Here is a 1478-nt window from a genome sequence, read left to right on the forward strand (position 1 = left end):
ACTGCAGGGATGCAGTGGGGCTAGTAGAATACGCAAATGAAGGGCGCCTGGGGAATGCCTGGGCTTCTGGCGGCGAGGAAGGACGCGGCAAGCGGCGAAACGCGACGGGGACTGGCTGGCACAGGCTGATCCGTCGGTGTCCGAATGGGGCAACCCACCAGCTTGAAGAGCTGGTATCTCTTCGGAGAGGCAAACGCGGAGAACTGAAACATCTAAGTACCCGCAGGAAAAGAAAACAAGTAGTGATTCCCTTAGTAGTGGCGAGCGAGGGGGGAAGAGCCTAAACCAGCTGAGTTACGGCTCAGGTGGGGTTGTAGGACCTGACAAAAGCATACAACGTGAACTGAAATGCCTTGGGAAAGGCAACCATAGAGGGTGAGAGTCCCGTACAGGCAGTGGCGTATGTGGGTTGGGCATCCTGAGTAGGCGGGGACCGGAGGAATCCCCGTTGAATCTGCCGGCACCATCCGGTAAGGCTAAATACGACCAGAAGACCGATAGCGAAGAGTACCGTGAGGGAACGGTGAAAAGAACCGGGAGTACCGGGGTGAAATAGAACCTGAAACCAGGCGCCTACAAGCGGTCGGAGCCCCCCGTGTGGGGGTGACGGCGTGCCTTTTGCATAATGAGCCTACGAGTGACTCTTCCTGGCCAGATTAACCACCTTGAGGTGGGGAGTCGAAGCGAAAGCGAGTCTGAACAGGGCGGCTTAAGTCAGGGGGAGTCGACGCGAAACTTGGTGATCTACCCATGGTCAGGTTGAAGTGGCGGTAACACGCCATGAAGGACCGAACCAGTAAACGTTGAAAAGTTTTTGGATGAACTGTGGGTAGGGGTGAAAGGCCAATCAAACTGAGAAATAGCTCGTACTCTCCGAAATGTTTTTAGGAACAGCGTCACGGTTTGTCACGGCTGAGGTAGAGCGACCAACAGGATGCGGGGGAGTCACATCCTACCAACTTCTGATGAACTCCGAATGCAGCCGTGGTTAAGTGGCAGTGAGGGGCAGGGTGCTAAGGTCCTGCTCCGAGAGGGGAACAACCCAGACCATCATCTAAGGTCCCCAAGTGTGTGCTAAGTTGAACAAAGGAGGTCCGGCTGCCGAGACAGCCAGGAGGTTAGCTTGGAAGCAGCTATTCCTTTAAAGAGTGCGTAACAGCTCACTGGTCGAGCGGGGCGGGCATCGATAATAAACGGGCATCAAGCACAGCACCGAAGATGTGGATCACACGCACTAGCGTGTTGATGGTAGGAGAGCATTCCAGCGGGGGCGAAGTTGTGGCGTGAGCCATGGTGGACCGGCTGGAAAAGCAAATGTAGGCATAAGTAACGATAATGCGGGCGAGAACCCCGCACACCGAAAGACTAAGGGTTCCCCGGCTATGGCAGTCATCCGGGGGTTAGTCGGGGCCTAAGGCGTAGGCGAGAGCCGGAGCTGATGGACAGCAGGTTAATAGTCCTGCACTAGAGCAGATTTG

At 55.6% G+C, this 1478-nt stretch carries 1 rRNA gene; it reads left to right on the forward strand.

What is annotated here, in order from left to right:
• Nucleotides 1-27 precede the first annotated feature (27 nt).
• Nucleotides 28-1478: ribosomal RNA gene (locus ABD949_RS18240) — 23S ribosomal RNA — on the forward strand; the annotation flags it as partial.

Origin of the sequence: Nibrella saemangeumensis, from assembly GCF_039541915.1 — a bacterium.
Lineage (GTDB): Bacteria > Bacteroidota > Bacteroidia > Cytophagales > Spirosomataceae > Nibrella > Nibrella saemangeumensis.